This window comes from Citrobacter sp. RHBSTW-01044 (assembly GCF_013781945.1).
GTDB classification, from domain to species: Bacteria; Pseudomonadota; Gammaproteobacteria; order Enterobacterales; family Enterobacteriaceae; genus Citrobacter; species Citrobacter braakii.
In genome coordinates this window covers 291,160-312,519 of the sequence record NZ_CP056180.1, presented here as the reverse complement: position 1 = coordinate 312,519, position 21,360 = coordinate 291,160, and the positions used below count along the sequence as shown (strand labels likewise).

Genomic DNA, 21,360 nt, shown 5'->3' with positions numbered 1-21,360 from the left:
CTGTGCCGGGTGGCGCTTCGCTTACCCGGCCTACCTGCTATCACCCTAAAAAAGCCGGGGAAATCCCCGGCTTTTTTACTTCTTCTTCGCGGCCGCTTTTCGGCGCTTATCCAAATCCTTAATCAGCTTGTTCACACCGTCATCGGCAAACATCTGCTCCAGCGTGGCGGTGAGCTTACGCCGCCAGTTTTTGTACTGGTCGCTGGTCCCCGGAATATTGACCGGCTCAGCCATATCCAGCCAGTCTTCCGGTTGCAGGCCCAACAGCGCACTGTTGCTGTCAGCGATGTAGCGTTGCATGCCGCGATTAAGAATCGGCGTCATCGACATCAGTGACGCCTTGTGACCAGCACGTTTTGGCAGGCACCCGTATTTGTGCAGCGCGTCCAGCAGCCCCTGTTTCGCCAGTTCTCTGTCCTGATACAACCCACGCAGCACGACTTCATCCGGGTACAGACCCAGCGCCTTACCCAGCGTCAGATCGCCACTATCCCAATAACCTTTAAGCGTAGGAAGGTCATGCGTCGCCGCGACTGCCATTGATTGTTCCGGGTACGCTTTCGGCGCGCGGAAGTTTTTCTCATGGTCATTCTCAAAATAAAGCACTTTGTATGAGTACACGCCGCTGTCACGCAGCTTGCTGACGATCTCTACCGGCACAGTCCCCAGATCTTCACCAATTACCATGCAGTGATGACGTTTACTTTCCAGCGCCAGAATTGAAAGCAGATCGTCGACCGGATAATGCACGTAGGCGCCGTGATCGGCAGTTTCACCGTAAGGGATCCACCACAGACGCAGCATCGACATAACATGGTCGATACGCAACGCACCGCAGTTCTGCATATTGGCACGCAGCAGTTCGATAAACGGTTCGTAAGCGCGTGCCGTGATGATATGCGGATCCATCGGCGGCAATCCCCAGTTTTGCCCGAGCGGACCGAGAATATCCGGCGGTGCGCCAACCGAGGCTTTCAGGCAATACAACTCGCGGTCGCACCAGGTTTCCGCCCCGCCTTCGGCCACGCCGACAGCCAGATCGCGATATAATCCAATCGGCATCGCAAAGCCCTGGCTGGTTTTCCAGCAATCAGCAAACTGGGTATACGCCAGCCACTGCAACCACAGGTAGAAATCCACTTCATCACGATGCTCTTCGCAAAAGCGTTTTACCTCTGGCGAATCCACCGACTGGAAAGCTTGCGGCCACACCGGCCAGCCCCAGCGCAGTGCGTCCTCTTTCACCTGATGCGCATGCAGCGCGTCAAAGGCCGCCTGCCAGTACAGGCTATCCCCTTCCTGAGTCACAAACTGGCGAAATGCCGCCATCTGTTCATCGTCACGTGCAGAGAAGCTTTTCCACGCCATACGCAGCGCTGTCATCTTCAATGCGGTAACGGCAGAATAATCAACCCACTCGGTATCACGCGCGCGTTGCAGAGCTTGCTGAGTCGCGGGTTTCTGCCACCAGGCCTGCGCCTCTTTACTCAGGCGAAAATCGTCTACTGCGTTCACATCTATATAAATAACGTTCAGCCAGCGGCGTGACGACGGGCTGTACGGACTGGCACTCTCCGGGTTCGCCGGATACAGCGCGTGAATCGGATTCAGGCCGATAAACGCGCCGCCGCGTTGCGCCACATCCACCAGCATGGCACGGAGATCGCCAAAGTCGCCAATCCCCCAGTTTTTTTCTGAACGCAGGGTATAGAGCTGAACGCATGCGCCCCACAGCTTCTGCCCGGCTAATAGAGCCTGCGGCTCATAGCAGCGTTTCGGCGCGACGATGATGCGGCAATGGGTACGCAACTCCCCCTGGGTGAGGGTAAGCGTGTGATACCCTTCCGGCAGCTTCGCCGGAAGGTTGAACGATTTACCGCCGACGGCATGCCCTTTGTGCTGCACGCCCTCTTCGGTGGTCAGCAGCCAGGTAAACTCTCCGCGTCCCTCAACTGCCAGCGGCATTTTCTTACCAGCGGTATAAACCATGACATTCGGCACCGGGGTCACCGCCACCTGAGCGGTGGCGGTGGAGCGATGCATAGCGTCAAGCAAACGCCGCTTGGTTTCGACGCCAATAGACTGCGGTTTACCGTGGGCATTAATGTAATTGGGGCTGATCCCCGCCGCCAACGCGGCATTATCCAGACGTTTGCTTTCCATCGCGATTCCTTAACGTTTCGCCTGCCAGATACGAGTCTGATAATCGCGGATGGAGCGATCCGAACTGAACATGCCGCAACGCGCGGTATTCAGAATCGCCGCCCGGGTCCAGGCTTCCTGGTCACGATACAACACGTCAACCTGCTTCTGGGCTTCAACGTAGGCCGCGAAGTCCGCCATTACCAGATACGGGTCACCGCCCTGCTTGCCGATACTGTGCAGCATCTGGTCGAAGGCATGTTTATCGCCGTCGCTGTACTTCCCGCTTTCCAGCTCTTTCAGAACAGCATCCAGCACTTTATCTTTCTTACGCCATTTCACCGGGTCGTACCCTTTGGCCTTGAGCGCCTTCACCTCTTCCACGGTATGACCAAAGATAAAGATATTCTCGTCACCGACCTTCTCGGCGATTTCGACGTTTGCGCCATCCAGCGTACCGACGGTTAACGCACCGTTCAGCGCCAGCTTCATGTTACCGGTGCCGGAAGCCTCTTTCCCTGCGGTGGAGATTTGCTCAGAGATATCTGCCGCCGGGATCAGCATTTCCGCCGCCGAGACACAATAATCCGGCAGGAATACGACCTTCAGCTTGTCGCCCACTTGCGGGTCGTTATTGATGGTTTCTGCAACCTTGTTAATGGCGAAGATGATATTTTTCGCCAGGTAGTAACCCGGAGCGGCTTTCGCGCCAAACAGGAATACGCGCGGCACGCGATCGGCCTGCGGGTTCTCACGGATTTCTTTGTATAACGCCAGAATATGCAGCAAGTTGAGGTGCTGACGCTTGTACTCATGCAGGCGTTTAATCTGAATATCAAAGAGAGCGTTAGTCGTTATCTCAATACCGGTACGCGCTTTAATAAACTTCACCAGACGCGCTTTGTTCGCCAGCTTGATGTCACGATACTGCTGACGAAACTTCGCGTCGTCGGCGTATTTTTCCAGGTTAATCAACTGATCGAGGTCGTTGGCCCACTCTTTTTTCAGCGATTTATCCAGCAGCGCGGCAAGTGCCGGGTTGCACTGCTTAATCCAGCGACGCGGAGTAATCCCGTTAGTGACGTTATGGAATTTGTTCGGCCAGAGCTGATGATATTCCGGGAACAGATCCTTCACCACCAAATCGGAGTGCAGCGCCGCCACGCCGTTAACCGCAAAGCCGCTGACCACACACATGTTGGCCATACGCACCTGTTTGTTATGCACCACCGCCAGCTTCGCCCAAACTTCAGCGTCACCCGGCCAGGTTTTATCGACCAGCTTCTTAAAGCGGTCGTTAATCTCTTTGATGATTTGCATATGGCGCGGCAGTAGTGCTTTCACCAGCTTCTCGTCCCAGCACTCCAGCGCCTCTGGCATCAAAGTGTGGTTGGTATAAGCAAAGGTCTTGCTGGTAATAGCCCACGCATCGTCCCAGCTCATCTGGTGCTCATCAATCAGTACACGCAGTAGCTCAGGGATGGCGATGGTCGGGTGAGTATCGTTGAGCTGAATCACCTCAAAATCAGCCAGCTCATGCAGTTTACGCCCTGCCAGATGATGGCGGCGCAGAATGTCAGCTACGGAGCAAGCGCACTGGAAGTATTGCTGCATCAGGCGCAGCTTTTTACCCGCGGTGTGGTTGTCGTTCGGGTACAGCACTTTGGTGAGTTTTTCAGCGTCGATGCCCTGCTGCTCTGCGCGCAGGAAATCGCCGTCATTAAATTTGGTCAGGTTAAACGGATGCGCGTGACTGGCCTGCCACAGACGCAGCGGTTGCGCCACGCCGTTACGGTAGCCGAGAACCGGTAGATCCCAGGCCTGGCCGGTGATAACAAACCCCGGCTCCCAGTGCCCTTCTTTGGTGACCTTGCCGCCAATCCCTACTTGCACATCCAGTGCCTCGTTGTGACGGAACCACGGATAGCTGCCGCGATGCCAGTCATCCGGGGCTTCCATCTGCTGCCCATCGGCAAACGACTGACGGAACAGGCCGTACTGGTAGTTGAGACCATAGCCCGTCGCCGATTGACCGACTGTCGCCATCGAATCAAGGAAGCAGGCCGCCAGGCGCCCCAATCCACCGTTACCCAGCGCCGGGTCGATCTCTTCTTCCAGCTGGTCGGTCAGGTTAACGTCATGCGCTTTCAGCTCATCGCTCACCGCCTGATACCAGCCGAGATTGAGTAAGTTGTTGCCGGTCAGACGGCCAATCAAAAACTCCATCGAGATGTAGTTAACATGGCGCTGATTTTTTGCCGGTTTCGCCGCAGGCTGGGCGCTGAGTAACTCAGCCAACGCCCCACTCACTGCCTGCCACCACTGGCGCGACGTCATTTCTTGAGCCGACAGTAAACCGAAGCGCTGCCACTGACGCGTCAGGGCAACCTGAAATTGATCTTTGTTGAAAGTAGGCTGTGACATAGGGGTTCCAGATCCTTAGGTAATAAAACAACGTTATCGCTAGTTTGCCAGGCTCGTTGTTGACCTTCCTCATCCTGGCACGGATTAGGCAGGGAGGAGGAGCGGGGATGAGCATAAAAGTGTGATCGCTGCCACTTAAAGGGGGTGTTATCGCCCGTAAATTCGCGTAAACCCGGCATAACGCCCCTGTAATGCCCAACGGACGGCGCATTAATAACAAGAGATAAATCGACAATATCAAATAGAGGGGTGACGATGGGAAACAATCTGTAAACAGAGAAATAGTTTCTAACCTGAAATATCCAAGGTGGATAAGATAATTCACATAAAACTTTTAAGTCGGCCACAAAATTCGGCTCTTTACATTAAGCAACTGAGTAACCTTATAAAAAGGGAGGTATTTTTCGGCTCAGCCAAAATACCGACGGATCCAGTCGCCACGCCTGTTGTGACTCTTTAAAGCAATTAATGTAATAGATGTATAGATTTGTGACATAGTGCAAAATCAGACACACAAAAAGTCCGCTTAGCTTGCATAAAACACTAATCTGGCCGACCTTATATCTATTAATTACGAAGCGCAAAAAAAATCATTTTTCCCCATTTTCACACAGTGAAGTGACTAACTTATGTTGATTCCGTCTAAATTAAGTCGTCCGGTTCGACTCGACCATACGGTGGTTCGTGAGCGCCTGTTGGCTAAACTTTCCGGCGCGAACAATTTCAGGCTTGCCCTGATAACAAGTCCTGCTGGTTATGGAAAAACAACGTTGGTTTCACAATGGGCAGCGGGGAAGAACGACTTAGGCTGGTACTCTCTGGATGAAGGCGATAATCAGCAAGAGCGCTTTGCCAGCTATCTGATCGCCGCTATCCAGCAGGCAACCGGTGGACACTGCACCACCAGCGAAGCGATGGTGCAAAAGCGCCAATACACCAGCCTGACGTCACTGTTTGCGCAGCTATTTATTGAACTGGCCGAGTGGCATCGCCCGCTCTACCTGGTAGTGGATGATTATCATCTCATCTCCAATCCGGCAATTCACGAAGCGATGCGTTTCTTCCTGCGTCATCAGCCTGAGAACCTCACGCTGGTCGTGCTGTCGCGCAACCTGCCGCAGTTGGGTATTGCCAACCTGCGAGTACGCGATCAATTGCTGGAGATAGGCAGCCAACAGCTGGCGTTTAACCACCAGGAAGCCAAACAATTTTTCGATAGACGTTTGTCCTCACCTATCGAAGCGGCAGAAAGCAGCCGGATGTGCGATGACGTTGCTGGCTGGGCCACGGCGTTACAGCTGATTGCCCTCTCCGCCCGCCAGAACAACCACTCTGCACACCAGTCCGCACGCCGCCTCGCCGGGATCAACGCCAGCCATCTGTCCGATTATCTGGTTGATGAAGTGCTGGACAGCGTCGACCTCGGCACCCGTCACTTCCTGCTGAAAAGCGCCATTCTGCGCTCAATGAACGACGCACTTATCGTCCGGGTCACCGGGGAAGAAAACGGCCAGATGCGGCTGGAGGAGATTGAGCGCCAGGGATTATTCTTGCAGCGGATGGATGACGTCGGTGAGTGGTTCAGCTACCACCCGCTGTTTGGCAGCTTTTTACGCCAGCGCTGTCAGTGGGAGCTGGCAAGCGAACTGCCCGAAATACACCGCGCCGCCGCTGAAAGCTGGATGGCGCAAGGCTTCCCCAGCGAAGCTATCCACCACGCGCTGGCGGCCGGCGACGCCCATATGCTACGCGATATCCTGCTTAACCATGCGTGGGGACTGTTTAACCACAGCGAACTGACATTACTGGAAGAGTCGCTGAAAGCCCTGCCGTGGGAAAGTCTGCTGGAAAATCCGCGTCTGGTTCTGCTGCAAGCCTGGCTGATGCAAAGCCAGCACCGCTACGGCGAGGTTAATACCCTGCTGGCGCGCGCTGAGCAGGAAATGAAAGGCGACATGGAACCGACGCTGCACGCCGAATTTAACGCCCTGCGTGCGCAGGTCGCGATTAACGACGGAAATCCTGACGAAGCCGAGCGCCTGGCAAAGCTGGCGCTGGATGAGTTACCCATCGCCTGGTTCTATAGCCGTATCGTCGCCACGTCGGTACATGGTGAAGTCCTGCACTGTAAGGGCGATCTCACGCGTTCTCTGGCGTTGATGCAGCAAACCGAGCAAATGGCGCGCCATCATGACGTCTGGCATTACGCGTTGTGGAGTTTAATCCAGCAAAGCGAAATTTTGTTTGCCCAGGGCTTTTTACAGGCCGCCTGGGAGACTCAGGAAAAAGCGTTTCAGCTGATCAAAGAGCAGCATCTGGAACAGTTGCCGATGCACGAGTTCCTGGTGCGTATTCGCGCGCAACTGCTGTGGGCATGGGCGCGCCTGGACGAATCGGAAGCGTCTGCCCGCGCGGGTATTGAACTGCTTTCCACATTCCAGCCGCAGCAACAGCTACAGTGCCTGGCGCTGCTGATTCAATGTTCGCTGGCCCGGGGGGATCTGGACAATGCGCGTAGCCTGCTCAACCGCCTGGAAAACCTGCTGGGTAACGGTCACTATCACAGTGACTGGATCTCGAACGCCGATAAAGTACGGGTGATTTACTGGCAAATGGTGGGCGACAAAAATTCGGCCGCCAACTGGCTGCGCCACACGCCGAAACCGGAATTCGCCAATAACCACTTTCTGCAAAGCCAGTGGCGCAACATCGCCCGCGCGCAGATCCTGCTGGGCGAGTTTGAACCGGCTGAGATTGTGCTGGAAGAGTTGAATGAAAATGCGCGCAATTTGCGCCTGATGAGCGATCTGAACCGTAACCTGCTGCTGCTTAATCAGCTCTACTGGCAGGCAGGGCGCAAAAATGACGCACAGCGTGTGTTACTCGACGCGCTACAGCTGGCGAACCGCACCGGATTTATCAGTCACTTTGTCATTGAAGGTGAGGCCATGGCGCAGCAACTGCGTCAGCTGATTCAGCTCAATACCTTACCGGAACTCGATCAGCACCGCGCCCAGCGTATTTTGCGTGAGATTAACCAGCATCACCGCCATAAATTCGCCCACTTCGATGAAGGGTTCGTTGAGCGTCTGCTTACTCACCCGGAAGTACCGGAGCTTATCCGGACCAGCCCGCTGACCCAGCGCGAATGGCAGGTTCTGGGACTGATTTATTCGGGCTACAGCAACGAGCAGATCGCCGGAGAATTGGCCGTCGCGGCAACGACCATCAAGACGCACATCCGCAATTTGTATCAAAAGCTCGGCGTCGCACACCGCCAGGATGCAGTGCAACATGCGCAGAAACTGCTGAAAATGATGGGGTATGGGGTTTAGTTAATGCCTGATACGCTACGCTTATCAGGCCTGGAATTAACTTAGCACAGCTCTAACTGAATATGATGGTCCGCAATAACCTGCATCACGCCAGCTGGCGGCAGCGTGTCGGTATACACCGCATCCACCATGCTGATACTGCCCATATTCACCATCGCGTTACGCCCAAACTTCGAGTGATCCACCACCAGCATCACATGCCGTGAATTCTCAATAATCGCGCGCTTGGTGCGAACTTCGTGATAATCAAACTCCAGCAGGGAGCCATCGCTATCGATACCGCTAATCCCTAAGATGCCGAAGTCCAGGCGGAACTGAGAAATAAAGTCGAGGGTCGCTTCGCCCATAATACCGCCGTCGCGGCTACGCAGTTCGCCACCGGCGAGTATGATGCGAAAATCCTCTTTCGCCATCAGCGTATTCGCCACATTGAGGTTGTTGGTCACAATGCGTAAATTGCTGTGATTGAGCAGCGCGTGAGCCACCGCTTCCGGCGTGGTGCCGATATCAATGAACAACGTAGAACCGTTCGGGATCTGCGTGGCAACTTTGCGGGCAATGCGCTCTTTTTCCGCCGTCTGTGTCGCTTTACGGTCATGCCACGGGGTGTTGACCGAGCTGGAGGGCAGCGCCGCGCCACCGTGATGGCGCAAAATCATGTTCTGATCGGCCAGATCGTTAAGATCGCGGCGAATCGTCTGCGGACTGACGGAGAAATGCTCCACCAGCTCCTCAGTACTGACGTATCCTTGTTTCTTTACCAGCTCGATGATCGCGTCATGTCGTTGTGTTTGCTTCATTATTGTTCCCTGAAATTACGTTCGTTTTCGTACATTCATAGTATCGGCAAACGCCATTGCCAGACCCACGGCCAGCCCGGCGATATGTGCGCCGTTCGCCATCGACATGCCGAACACATCAAACCAGCCGGCAACAATCCAGATCAAAGCAAAGATAATCAAACCACGCTGCAGGAAAATACCACTTTGTGGATCGCGCTCGCCGCGCAACCACACATAACCCATCAGCGCATATACCACGCCAGACAGCCCACCAAACCACGGACCGCTAAATTTCTGCTGAACGTAGCCGCTTAGCAGGGCGCTGATCACGGTAATTACAATCAGTTTTCCGCTGCCCAGACGCTTTTCTACCGCACCGCCGAGATACCACCACCACAGCAGGTTGAACAGAATATGCATCAGCGAGAAGTGCATAAAAGCGTGGGTGAAATAACGCCAGAATTCAAATTTCAGCGAAGGGTCAAACGGCCATGCCAGCCAGAGCATCACAGTCTGGTCGCCCAGCGTGTTCATCGCAATAAACACCAGCACACACGCGGCCATCACCACCCAGGTTACCGGGCCTGCGCGTTCGCGCAAAGTTGCCAGGAACGGATAACGCTGATAGCGCAGACCGCTGTCGGTATGACCCGACTGCCAGCTTGCCGCGAGGTAACGCGGATCGCCTGGATTCTCCAGAAACCGCGCCAGCTCAGCATGCACGCGCTCAGCCTGGGACTCATCCGCCAGCCAGACATCCGTTTGCTGATGTTGTTGAATCGTCAGGATAACGCCCTGTGTCGCCATATAATCAACAAATGCCTGCGCCACGCGGGGGTTAGCAAAAGAGGTAATCATCAACATGGTTGCTGTCGCTTATTCCACACAAAAGAGGACAGTATATATACCCTTCTTACTTCGAGCTGCATCTTTGTTGGCTTTCCTCACTCACTCCGGTCACATACTGTTCGTACGCGCCCGGAGATTTGCTGCGTCGCCGTCGCGATGCAACTCGAATTAATTTGGGTATAGTCTTACGAACCGTATGCCACTTCTGCCGGAAAATGTCGATGCCAGGCGTCGAAGCCGCCGTCAACACTGTAAACCGCGTCATAGCCCTGCTGAAGAAGATATTGCGCCGCGCCTTTACTGCTGTTGCCGTGATAACACATTACTAACACGGCGGTGTCGAAATCATGCTCGCGCATAAATGACCCCAGCGTGTCGTTCGTCAGATGAAACGCCTGCGGGGCGTGACCCATCGCATAGCTTTGCGGGTCGCGGATATCCACTAACACCGCGGCCCCCTGGTGCAGCTTCTGATGCGCTTCTTCGACATTAATACATTCAAACTGATCCATTGCTCTCTCTTCTTTATATTGCAGGTGACGCTTTTCAGACATGTTACTTCTTAGTGTACGTCCCGACGGCAGTTAAACGCCATAATGTTATATGTATCACTGTAAATTGTTTATCCGATGTTACCAATGGCGCGATTCTTTGCTATTATGCTCGATAACGAACATTAATGAGCTATAACGAAAGTGCGAGAGGCCAGCATGGAAACCAAAGATCTGATTGTGATAGGTGGAGGCATCAACGGTGCCGGTATCGCGGCAGATGCCGCTGGACGCGGTTTATCCGTGCTGATGCTGGAAGCGCAGGATTTAGCCTGCGCCACCTCTTCCGCTAGCTCCAAACTCATCCACGGTGGCCTGCGCTACCTGGAACACTACGAATTTCGCCTGGTGAGCGAAGCGCTGGCCGAACGTGAGGTGTTGTTGAAAATGGCACCGCATATCGCCTTCCCGATGCGCTTTCGTCTGCCCCATCGCCCGCACCTGCGTCCAGCGTGGATGATCCGCATTGGTCTGTTTATGTACGATCATCTGGGCAAACGCACCAGTTTGCCGAGTTCGACCGGTTTGCGTTTTGGCGCAGATTCCGTAATGAAACCTGAGATTGTGCGCGGTTTCGAATATTCTGACTGCTGGGTAGACGATGCGCGACTGGTTTTGGCAAACGCCCAAATGGTCGTACGCAAAGGCGGAGAGGTGTTAACCCGCACTCGCGCTACCTCCGCTCGCCGTGAAAACGGTTTGTGGATTGTTGAAGCTGAAGATATCGATACCGGTAAAAAGCACACCTGGCAGGCGCGTGGTCTGGTCAATGCCACCGGCCCATGGGTGAAAGAGTTCTTCGACGACGGCATGCATCTGCCATCGCCGTACGGTATTCGTCTGATTAAAGGCAGCCACATCGTAGTGCCGCGCGTCCATACCCAGAAGCAAGCTTATATTCTGCAAAACGAAGATAAACGTATTGTGTTTGTCATCCCATGGATGGACGAATTCTCGATCATCGGGACGACTGACGTCGAATACAAAGGCGACCCGAAAGCGGTAAAAATTGATGAGAGTGAAATCAATTACCTGCTGAAGGTCTACAACGCGCACTTTAAGAAACAGCTGGGCCGTGACGATATCGTCTGGACCTACTCGGGCGTACGTCCGCTGTGCGATGACGAGTCCGACTCGCCGCAGGCTATCACCCGTGATTACACGCTGGATATCCACGATGAAAACGGCAAAGCGCCGCTGCTGTCGGTCTTTGGCGGTAAGCTGACGACCTACCGTAAGCTGGCCGAACACGCGATGGAAAAACTGGCGTCGTACTATCAGGGAATCGGTCCGGCGTGGACAAAAGATTGCATTCTGCCAGGCGGTGACATCGGCGGCGATCGTGAAGATTACGCGGCCAAACTGCGCCGTCGCTACCCGTTCCTGACCGAGTCGCTGGCGCGCCATTATTCGCGCACCTACGGCAGTAACACCGAATGGATTATCGGGGAAGCCACCTCGCTTGCCGAGTTAGGTGAAGACTTCGGCCATGAGTTCTATGAGGCCGAGCTGAAATATCTGGTCGATCACGAATGGGTGCGCCGTGCGGAAGATGCGCTGTGGCGTCGCACGAAAGAAGGTATGTGGCTGAACGCTGAACAGCAGTCGCGCATGACCCAGTGGCTGGTGGAGTACATTGAGAAACAGCAGCTGTCGCTGGCGTCTTAAGACACTCGATATAAAACTGTAGGCCCGGTAAGCGTCAGCGCTACCGGGCCTTTTGCCGGATGGCGGCTAACGCCTTATCCATCCGGCCTACAGATCGTCCTGCCCTTGTTACAACCGCACCGAGTCGATATGCCAGATGTTTTCGGCGTACTCTTTGATCGTCCTGTCCGACGAGAAGTAGCCCATGTTGGCGATATTAATCATCGACTTGGTGGTCCACTCTTCCGGGTGGCGATACAGTTCGTCAACCTTATCCTGGCAGTCAACGTAGCTGCGATAATCCGCCAGAACCTGATAGTGGTCGCCAAAGTTGATCAGCGAGTCAACCAGGTCACGATAGCGCCCCGGCTCCTCAGGGCTGAATACACCGCTGCCAATCTGCGTCAGCACCTGGTGCAGCTCTTCGTCTTTCTCGTAATACTCACGCGGCTTGTAGCCCTGGCTGCGTAAGGCTTCGACCTCTTCCGCCGTATTACCAAAGATAAAGATATTTTCTGCGCCCACATGCTCCAGCATCTCGACGTTGGCACCGTCCAGCGTCCCAATGGTCAGCGCGCCGTTGAGGGCAAACTTCATATTACTGGTACCAGAGGCTTCGGTCCCGGCCAGCGAAATCTGCTCAGACAGGTCGGCAGCAGGAATAATCACCTGCGCCAGGCTGACGCTGTAGTTAGGAATAAACACCACTTTCAGCTTGTCACCAATTTGCGGATCGTTGTTGATCACTTTCGCGACGTCGTTGATCAGGTGAATAATGTGCTTCGCCATGTAATAGGCCGAAGCCGCTTTACCGGCGAAGATATTCACGCGCGGCACCCACTCGGCATCAGGTTCGGCCTTAATGCGGTTGTAGCGGGTGATCACATGCAGCACGTTCATCAACTGGCGTTTGTACTCGTGAATACGCTTGATCTGCACATCAAACAGCGATTTCGGGTTCACCACCACGTTAAGCTGCTGGGCAATGAGCGTTGCCAGACGCTTTTTATTCTCCAGTTTCGCACGGCGCACCGCCTGATTTACCAGCGGGTAATCGCAGTGCTGTTCAAGCTCGCTTAGCTGGCTGAGATCGGTTCGCCAGGTGCGGCCAATGTTCTCATCCAGTACCTCAGAGAGCGATGGGTTAGCCAGCGCCAGCCAGCGGCGCGGCGTCACGCCGTTGGTGACGTTACAGAAGCGAGTCGGGAAAATCTTCGCAAAGTCAGCAAACAGCGACTGCACCATCAGGTTGGAGTGCAGCTCAGAAACGCCGTTAACCTTGTGGCTCACCACCACTGCGAGCCATGCCATACGCACCCGGCGGCCGTTGGATTCATCGATAATCGACGTCCGTCCCAGCAGACTGGTATCGTTCGGATACTGTTCCTGCAACGTCTTCAGGAAGTAGTCGTTAATCTCAAAGATGATTTGCAGATGGCGCGGCAGAATTTTGCCCAGCATATCGACAGGCCAGGTCTCCAGCGCTTCGCTCATCAAGGTGTGGTTGGTATACGAGAAGACCTGGCAGCAGACCTCAAACGCATTATCCCAACTGAATTTGTGCTCATCGATCAGCAGACGCATCAGCTCAGGAATCGACAGTACCGGATGGGTGTCGTTGAGGTGAATGGCGATCTTATCTGCCAGGTTGTCGTAGGTTTTGTGCAGTTGATAATGACGGTTCAGGATGTCCTGCACCGTGGAGGAGACCAGGAAATACTCCTGGCGCAAACGCAGCTCGCGTCCTGAATAGGTGGAGTCATCCGGATACAGCACGCGGGAGACGTTCTCGGAGTGGTTTTTATCTTCCACCGCCGCAAAGTAGTCGCCCTGGTTAAATTTACCGAGGTTGATTTCGCTACTGGCCTGGGCATTCCACAAGCGCAGCGTATTGGTGGCGTCTGTGTCATAACCGGGAATAATTTGGTCGTAGGCTACCGCGAGGATCTCTTCAGTTTCTATCCAGCGCGTTTTCTTGCCTTCCTGCTGAATACGCCCGCCAAAGCGCACTTTGTAGCGCGTATTGTGGCGTTTGAATTCCCACGGGTTACCGTATTCCAGCCAGTAGTCCGGAGACTCTTTCTGTCGGCCATCAACAATGTTCTGTTTGAACATGCCGTAGTCATAACGAATACCGTAGCCGCGTCCCGGCAGACCCAACGTAGCCAGTGAGTCCAGGAAGCAGGCCGCCAGGCGCCCGAGGCCACCGTTGCCAAGACCAGGGTCGTTTTCTTCATCGATCAGATCTTCAAGATCCAACCCCATACCTTCCAGCGCATTTTTGACATCGTCATAAATACCCAACGATAACAGTGCATTGGAAAGTGTGCGGCCAATCAGAAACTCCATTGACAGATAATAAACCTGTCGAGTTTCCTGGGATAATTGCGCACGGTTAGAACGCAGCCAGCGCTCCACGAGACGATCGCGCACCGCGAACAACGTGGCGTTCAGCCACTCATGTTTATTGGCAATGACCGGGTCTTTACCAATCGTGAACATCAGCTTGTAGGCGATAGAATGCTTAAGTGCCTCTACGCTGAGTGTGGGCGATGCATAAGTAAATGGAGCATTCATATAGGTGATTCCTGGATATCTATTTCAAACGATAGTAAAGCTCACGGTATGACTTCGCCGCGACTTGCCAGCTAAAATCCATGGTCATGGCCTGACGTTGTACAAACCGCCACAGCGAAGGCCGGGACCACAATACGAAAGCACGCCGAATCGCGCGTAGCAGCGACCAGGCATTACTATCTTCAAATACAAACCCACTGGCGATACCATCCGCCAGGTTTTCCAGCGAACTGTCAGAGACCGTATCAGCCAGCCCACCGGTGCGCCGCACCAGCGGCAGCGTGCCGTACTTCAGTCCATACAACTGCGTTAAGCCACACGGCTCAAAACGGCTGGGAACCAATATAACGTCGGCCCCACCCATGATGCGGTGCGAGAAGGCTTCGTGATAGCCAATCTGTACGCCCACCTGTCCAGGATGTTCCGCCGCCGCGGCGAGGAAACCTTCCTGTAAAACCGGATCGCCCGCACCAAGCAATGCCAGCTGTCCACCCTGCTCTAACAACCCCGGTAGCGCTTCCAGCACCAGATCCAGCCCTTTCTGACTGGTCAGGCGGCTGACTACGGCAAATAACGGCACTTTGTCGTTAACCTTAAGTCCCATCGCGATCTGTAGCTGGCGTTTGTTCTCCGCTTTCTCTTCCAGCGTTTCACGCGTATACCGCGACGCCAGCAGCAGATCGGTTTCCGGGCTCCAGATTTTTTCATCAACGCCGTTCAGCACACCGGAAAGACGTCCTTCACGATGACGCTGCTGCAACAGACCTTCCATGCCGTAGGCAAACTGCGGCTCGGTAATTTCCCGCGCGTAGGTCGGACTGACCGCCGTAATGTGGTCGGCGTAGTACAACCCGGCCTTCAGGAAAGAAATCTGCCCGTTAAACTCCAGTCCGTGCACGTTAAAGAACGACCATGGCAATTGGATGTCATCCATATGCTTTGCATAAAACATGCCTTGATACGCCAGGTTGTGCACGGTGAACACCGATTTCGCCGGATGGCCGCGCGCCGCCAGATACGCCGGGGCCAGACCGGCATGCCAGTCGTGCGCATGCACCACATCCGGGCGCCAGAATGGGTCAAAGCCACAGGCCATTTCACTGCCGACCCAGCCCAGCAGCGCAAAACGCAGCACGTTATCGGTATACGCAAACAGATTAGTGTCGTGATACGGGCTACCGGGACGGTCATAGAGATGCGGCGCGTCAATCAGGTAAATGCCCACACCGTTGAAATGCCCGAACAACAGCGTAATACGTCCGGCGAAGGTATCGCGACGCGTCACTACCTGCGCATCGGGAATGCCGCGACGGATATCAGGAAACGCCGGGAGCAGCACGCGGGCATCCACACCGTCCGCGATTTGCGCTGCGGGTAACGCCCCAATAACATCCGCCAGTCCCCCGGTTTTTAACAAAGGGAACATCTCTGAACAAACGTGTAAAACCTGCATTATCGCTCCTGTTTGATCTGCAGTTTGCGCAGCATTTCACGCGTGACCAGTACAATACCTTCCTCTGAACGGTAGAAACGACGAGCATCTTCTTCCGCGTTTTCACCAATCACCATGCCTTCAGGAATAACGCAGGCGCGGTCGATAATGCAACGACGTAAGCGGCACGAACGTCCCACCCACACTTCAGGTAACAACACTGCCGAATCAATGTTACAGAATGAATTCACCCGCACTCGCGGGAACAGAACGGACTGCACTACCACCGAACCAGAAATAATACAGCCGCCGGAAACCAGCGAGTTCAGCGTCATTCCGTGGCTACCGGAACGGTCCTGAACAAATTTCGCCGGCGGCAGTGATTCCATATGCGTACGGATTGGCCAGTCCTGGTCGTACATATCCAGTTCAGGCGTCACCGAAGCCAGATCGAGGTTTGCTTTCCAGTAGGCTTCCAGCGTTCCCACATCGCGCCAGTACGGCTCGGATTCCGGGTCAGACTGTACGCAGGACAATGGGAATGGATGTGCATATGCCATGCCAGCTTCGGTGATTTTCGGGATGATGTCTTTGCCAAAATCGTGACTGGATTTTTCATCGAGGTCATCTTCCGCCAGCAGTTCATACAGATAATCGGCGTCGAAGATGTAGATCCCCATACTGGCAAGCGATTTGGTCGGATCATTAGGCATCGCTGGCGGGTTGGCAGGTTTTTCAACGAACTCGATAATTTTATCGGTGTCGTCCACGTCCATTACGCCAAACGCGCTGGCCTCTTCAATAGGCACTGGCATACAGGCCACTGTGCAACGCGCGCCTTTCTCAACGTGGTCGATCAGCATGCGTGAGTAGTCCTGCTTATAAATATGATCGCCCGCGAGGATCACCACATATTCCGCTTTATAGCGTCGAATGATGTCCAGGTTTTGGGTCACCGCATCCGCCGTACCGCGATACCAGTTTTCACCCTGCATCCTCTGCTGGGCAGGCAGCAGATCGACGAACTCGTTCATCTCTTCACTAAAGAACGACCAGCCGCGCTGAATATGCTGCACCAGCGTGTGTGACTGGTACTGAGTGATCACGCCGATACGGCGGATCCCGGAATTAAGACAGTTGGATAAGGCAAAATCGATAATGCGGAACTTACCGCCAAAGTGCACGGCAGGCTTGGCACGCTTATTGGTTAAATCTTTCAGGCGAGTACCGCGGCCACCGGCCAGGATCAGGGCAACAGATTTTAATGGCAGCTGGCGCGCCAACATTACACGATCGTTCTTCTCTAAACTTACCATGACTAACTCCTTTTTATCTTCTCTGGAACACACACAGTCCGTGCGCAGGTCCCTGCCAGACCGCCGTAAGCACCGGATTATCCTCTCCGGCAAATGGGGGAATGGCGTGCCATTCCCCTTCAGGTAAAACGATATCTGTCACCTCAAGCGTGGCGTTTATTGCAATCAGGAAACGATCTGAAAGCAGGATTTGCATCTGCCTCGGGCCGTTATGCCACTCATCCGCACTTAAGGGTTGTGCGTACTTATTCAGCCAACGAACATTGCCATCGCCCTCTTCCCACCAGCAATCGCCTGTTAATGCAGGTATTTGCCGACGCAGATGAATCAACGCGGCGGTAAATGTGGTTAGCCCACTGTTTGCCTGCTGCCAGTCCAGCCAGGTTAAGGCGTTATCCTGGCAGTAAGCGTTATTATTACCGTGCTGGCTATGACCATGCTCATCACCCGCCAGCAGCATCGGCGTCCCCTGGGAGAGCAACAGCGTGGTTAACAGCGCATGAATGCTGTCGCGCCGCCGCTCAATCAGGTCCAGCGAGCCGCCTAATCCTTCTTTACCATGATTGTCACTGTAGTTATTGCTAGTGCCGTCGCGATTTTCCTCACCATTCGCTTCATTGTGCTTATTTGTGAAGCAAACGCAGTCGCGTAGCGTAAAACCGTCATGCGCGGTCACCAGATTGACCGTGGCGCTGGGATTGCGGCCCGGGCGTTTAAACACGTCGCTGGATGCAGCAAAACGTCCGGCAAACTCGCCCAACGAAAGATTACGCTGGAGCCAAAAACGTCGCGTTGCATCGCGGAAATGGTCATTCCACTCGGCAAACGGCGGGGGGAAATTCCCCACCTGATACCCGCCTTCACCAATATCCCACGGTTCCGCAATCAGCTTGGCGCGTGAGAGCAGCGGACAGTTTTGGATCGCGGTAAACAGCGGAGCATCCTGACGAAACTCAGGCGTACGCCCCATGACGGAAGCCAAATCAAAACGAAAACCATCCACATGGCAGGTTTCAACCCAGTAGCGCAGACACTCGCATGCGTATTCCACAACGCCAGGATGGCTCAGATTGATGGTGTTCCCACAACCGGTCCAGTTGTAGTAATCGCCATCATCTCTGATCCAATAATAGCTACGGTTATCAATTCCGCGCAGCGAGAAGACAGGTCCTTCGAGATCCAGCTCGGCGCTGTGGTTTAAAACGATGTCGAGAATGACCTCAATACCCGCTTTATGCAGCGCTTTTACCGCGTCGCGAAACTCATCAAGCGCACTCTCCGGCGAGCTGGCATAGGCCGGATGCAGCGCGTACATCGCCACCGGGTTGTAGCCCCAGTAGTTTGACAGGCCCAGTCGCTGAAGCCGCGGTTCGCTGGCGAAATGCGCCACCGGTAACAGCTCCAGTGCGGTAATGCCGAGGCGCTTGAAATAGTCGATCATCACTGGATGACCCAGCGCTTTGTAGGTCCCGCGAATTTCTTCCGGCAGGTCAGGATGCAAATACGTCAGCCCTTTGACATGCGCTTCGTAAATTACGGTATTGCCCCACGGCGTGCGCGGCAGGGCATCATCCTCCCAGTCATAATGGTCGGACACCACCACGCCCTTCAGCGCGATGGCGGCATTATCATGATGATCCGGTTCATTCAGCCCACCGTGCAGCAGTGGGTTATCTTTTAACTGGCCATCCACCCGACGCGCGCAAGGGTCAAGCAGCAGTTTCGCCGGATTAAACCGGTGGCCCTGCTGCGGTTGCCACGGACCATGTACGCGATAGCCATAGCGTAGACCGGGACGGGCGTTGGCCAGATAGCCGTGCCAGACATCGCCGCTACGCCCCGGCAGGTCGTAGCGGAGTTCGCAGCCTTGCTCATCGAATACGCATAATTCAACGCGTTCAGCGTGGGCCGAAAAGAGGGTGAAATTGACGCCATGGCCGTCATACGTTGCACCATGGGGGGTGGCGTTGCCGGTTGCCAGTTGCGTCATTATCCCTCCCGCACCAGCCAGATCGTTGCCAGCGGTGGCAACGTCAGGCTCAGTGAGTGCTGACGACCATGACTGGCGATTTCATCGCTGTGCACCGCGCCGCCGTTACCGGTATTGCTACCGTGATAATGCATCGAATCGGTATTGAGGATTTCGCGCCATTTGCCCGGCTGATTGATACCGAAGCGATAGCCGTGGCGAGGCACTGGCGTAAAGTTGCTGATAACGATGATTTCATTACCGACTTTGTCACGACGAACGAAAGCCAGCACCGAACGTTCTTTGTCATCTACCACCAGCCACTCGAAGCCATAGGCGTCAAAATCAAGCTCGTGCAGCGCTTTGTGATGACGATAGGTAAGGTTCAGATCGCGCACCAAACGCTGTACGCCGTGGTGCCAGTTATCGCCGCCTTCCAGCAGATGCCAGTCGAGGCTGGCGTCATGGTTCCACTCACGCCCCTGAGCAAACTCGTTGCCCATAAACAGCAGTTTCTTGCCCGGGAAGGCCCACATCCAGCCGTAGTAGGCGCGCAGGTTGGCAAACTTCTGCCATGCGTCCCCCGGCATGCGATCGAGAATTGATTTTTTACCGTGTACCACTTCATCGTGCGACAGCGGCAGGACAAAGTTTTCGGTGTAGTTGTACAGCATGCCGAAGGTCAGCTTATCGTGATGGAACTGACGATGAACCGGATCCAACTTCATGTAGTCCAGCGTGTCGTGCATCCAGCCGAGGTTCCACTTATACCAGAACCCTAAACCGCCCATATCCTGTGGCCTTGAAACGCCGGCAAAGTCGGTGGACTCTTCCGCCATGCTCACGGCCCCCGGCACCTGCTCGCCAAGAATACGGTTGGTATTGCGTAAAAACTCAATGGCTTCGAGGTTTTCACGACCGCCAAATTCGTTCGGGACCCACTCCCCTTCTTTACGGCTGTAGTCGCGATAAATCATCGACGCCACGGCATCTACGCGCAGCGCATCGATACCAAAACGTTCAATCCAGTACAAGGCATTGCCTACCAGATAGTTACTGACTTCACGGCGACCGTAGTTGTAAATCAGCGTGTTCCAGTCCTGGTGATACCCTTCGCGCGGGTCGCTGTGCTCATACAGATTGGTGCCATCAAACTCTGCCAGACCAAAGTCGTCCGACGGGAAATGGCCCGGCACCCAGTCGAGAATGACGTTCAGTCCGGCCTGATGCGCGGCATTCACAAAATAGCGGAAATCATCACGCGTCCCGAAACGACGGGTCGGCGCATACATACCGGTAGGTTGGTAGCCCCAGCTACCGTCGAACGGATGCTCATTAATCGGCAACAGTTCGAGATGGGTAAAGCCCATCCACTTGACGTAAGGCACCAGTTGATCCGCCAGTTCGCGGTAGCTCAGCCAGAAGTTGTTATCGGTATGACGACGCCATGAGCCCAGGTGCACTTCATAGATAGAGATCGGCGCATCAAACTGGTTGGCTTTTTTTCGCTCCTCGCTTTGCACCACTTTTTCCGGCAGACCGCAGATAAGCGACGCGGTTTCCGGACGCATTTGCGCTTCGAAGGCGTAAGGGTCCGCTTTGATTCGCAGCTTACCGTTCGCATCGATCATCTCGTATTTATACAGTTGACCATGCTGCGCGCCGGGGATAAACAGCTCCCAGATACCGCTTTCTTTACGCAGGCGCATCGGGTGGCGACGGCCATCCCAGTAGTTGAACTGCCCAACCACTGACACGCGTTGAGCGTTAGGCGCCCAGACGGAGAAGCGCGTACCGGTTACGCCATCCATGGTATCCGCATGCGCGCCCAGCGTTTCGTAAGGTCGCAAGTGCGTACCTTCAGATAACAGCCAGGCATCCATATCCTGGATCAGCGGGCCAAAACGATAAGGGTCATCAATCAGATTCTCCTGTCCATGCCAGACAACAGCTAACTGATAGCGAAAGAAATTTTTACGGCGGGGAAGTACAGCACAGAAAAAACCGCGAGAGTCGAGGCAGTCCAGCTTGCCGACTTTGCGTCCGGTTTTGGGTTCGATCACCCACACTTCGGTGGCGTCAGGTAATAGGGCGCGGACTTCAAGTCCAGCGTCAGTTTGGTGCATACCGAGTACGGAAAAAGGATCCGCAAAATGGCCTGCAATTAGCGCATTAATCACGTCTCTATCGATACGAACGGACATGGTTGTCATCCTGTTTTATGGTGTCACGCCTTCCAACTGATCTTCGACATCAGGTAGTGACACTTTTTTTGACCTGAACGGCGCAGCACAATTGTGCATCCTCTCTGCGTCGTCCCACCTTCAGGCAACAAC

12 protein-coding genes are annotated in these 21,360 nt (G+C 54.5%); 2 read left to right on the top strand and 10 right to left on the bottom strand.

Going from position 1 to position 21,360, the window contains the following annotated elements; translation table 11 throughout:
- Positions 1-75 precede the first annotated feature (75 nt).
- Positions 76-2,163 carry a 4-alpha-glucanotransferase gene (gene malQ, locus HV352_RS01455; protein ID WP_016157648.1) on the bottom strand — a complete coding sequence of 696 codons (2,088 nt, stop codon included), beginning with the start codon at positions 2,161-2,163 and terminating at the stop codon, positions 76-78.
- A gap of 9 nt (positions 2,164-2,172) precedes the next feature.
- The gene (gene malP, locus HV352_RS01450; RefSeq protein ID WP_181635151.1) at positions 2,173-4,566 is read right to left on the bottom strand and encodes a maltodextrin phosphorylase; all 2,394 of its coding nucleotides are present in this window, start codon (positions 4,564-4,566) and stop codon (positions 2,173-2,175) included.
- 629 nt (positions 4,567-5,195) lie between these two features.
- Between malP and malT the strand changes: the two genes are divergently transcribed.
- Positions 5,196-7,901, top strand: a complete 2,706-nt coding sequence (gene malT / locus HV352_RS01445; RefSeq protein WP_075848103.1) for an HTH-type transcriptional regulator MalT — start codon at positions 5,196-5,198, stop codon at positions 7,899-7,901.
- 41 nt (positions 7,902-7,942) lie between these two features.
- Here the strand turns inward: malT and HV352_RS01440 are convergent, their stop codons facing one another.
- From HV352_RS01440 to glpE, 3 genes are all read right to left on the bottom strand, one after another.
- Complete coding sequence (locus HV352_RS01440; RefSeq protein WP_003023499.1) at positions 7,943-8,701, bottom strand: DeoR/GlpR family transcriptional regulator; 759 nt, start codon at positions 8,699-8,701, stop codon at positions 7,943-7,945.
- 15 nt (positions 8,702-8,716) lie between these two features.
- Positions 8,717-9,547 carry a rhomboid family intramembrane serine protease GlpG gene (gene glpG, locus HV352_RS01435; RefSeq protein WP_016154811.1) on the bottom strand — a complete coding sequence of 277 codons (831 nt, stop codon included), beginning with the start codon at positions 9,545-9,547 and terminating at the stop codon, positions 8,717-8,719.
- 170 nt (positions 9,548-9,717) lie between these two features.
- A complete protein-coding gene (glpE, locus tag HV352_RS01430) occupies positions 9,718-10,044 on the bottom strand; it encodes a thiosulfate sulfurtransferase GlpE (protein ID WP_003023495.1) in 327 nt (108 codons plus the stop codon).
- A gap of 198 nt (positions 10,045-10,242) precedes the next feature.
- On the opposite strand from glpE, the gene glpD reads away from it, so the two are divergent.
- Positions 10,243-11,751: a glycerol-3-phosphate dehydrogenase gene (gene glpD, locus HV352_RS01425; protein ID WP_109017926.1), complete on the top strand. Its 1,509-nt coding sequence runs from the start codon at positions 10,243-10,245 to the stop codon at positions 11,749-11,751.
- 108 nt (positions 11,752-11,859) lie between these two features.
- On the opposite strand, the gene glgP is transcribed toward glpD, so the two are convergent.
- From glgP to glgB, 5 genes are read right to left on the bottom strand one after another with little or no spacing between them, the layout of a single operon-like run.
- Positions 11,860-14,307: a glycogen phosphorylase gene (glgP, locus tag HV352_RS01420; RefSeq protein WP_181635150.1), complete on the bottom strand. Its 2,448-nt coding sequence runs from the start codon at positions 14,305-14,307 to the stop codon at positions 11,860-11,862.
- Positions 14,308-14,326: 19 nt separating this feature from the next.
- Positions 14,327-15,760, bottom strand: coding sequence for a glycogen synthase GlgA (gene glgA / locus HV352_RS01415; protein WP_016154814.1), 1,434 nt, complete (start codon positions 15,758-15,760; stop codon positions 14,327-14,329).
- Positions 15,760-17,055, bottom strand: coding sequence for a glucose-1-phosphate adenylyltransferase (glgC, locus tag HV352_RS01410; RefSeq protein ID WP_016154815.1), 1,296 nt, complete (start codon positions 17,053-17,055; stop codon positions 15,760-15,762). The genes glgA and glgC overlap by 1 nt, the downstream gene beginning before the upstream one ends.
- A gap of 13 nt (positions 17,056-17,068) precedes the next feature.
- The gene (gene glgX, locus HV352_RS01405; RefSeq protein WP_181635149.1) at positions 17,069-19,045 is read right to left on the bottom strand and encodes a glycogen debranching protein GlgX; all 1,977 of its coding nucleotides are present in this window, start codon (positions 19,043-19,045) and stop codon (positions 17,069-17,071) included.
- The gene (gene glgB, locus HV352_RS01400) at positions 19,045-21,228 is read right to left on the bottom strand and encodes a 1,4-alpha-glucan branching enzyme (protein ID WP_016154817.1); all 2,184 of its coding nucleotides are present in this window, start codon (positions 21,226-21,228) and stop codon (positions 19,045-19,047) included. The genes glgX and glgB overlap by 1 nt, the downstream gene beginning before the upstream one ends.
- Positions 21,229-21,360: the final 132 nt, after the last annotated feature.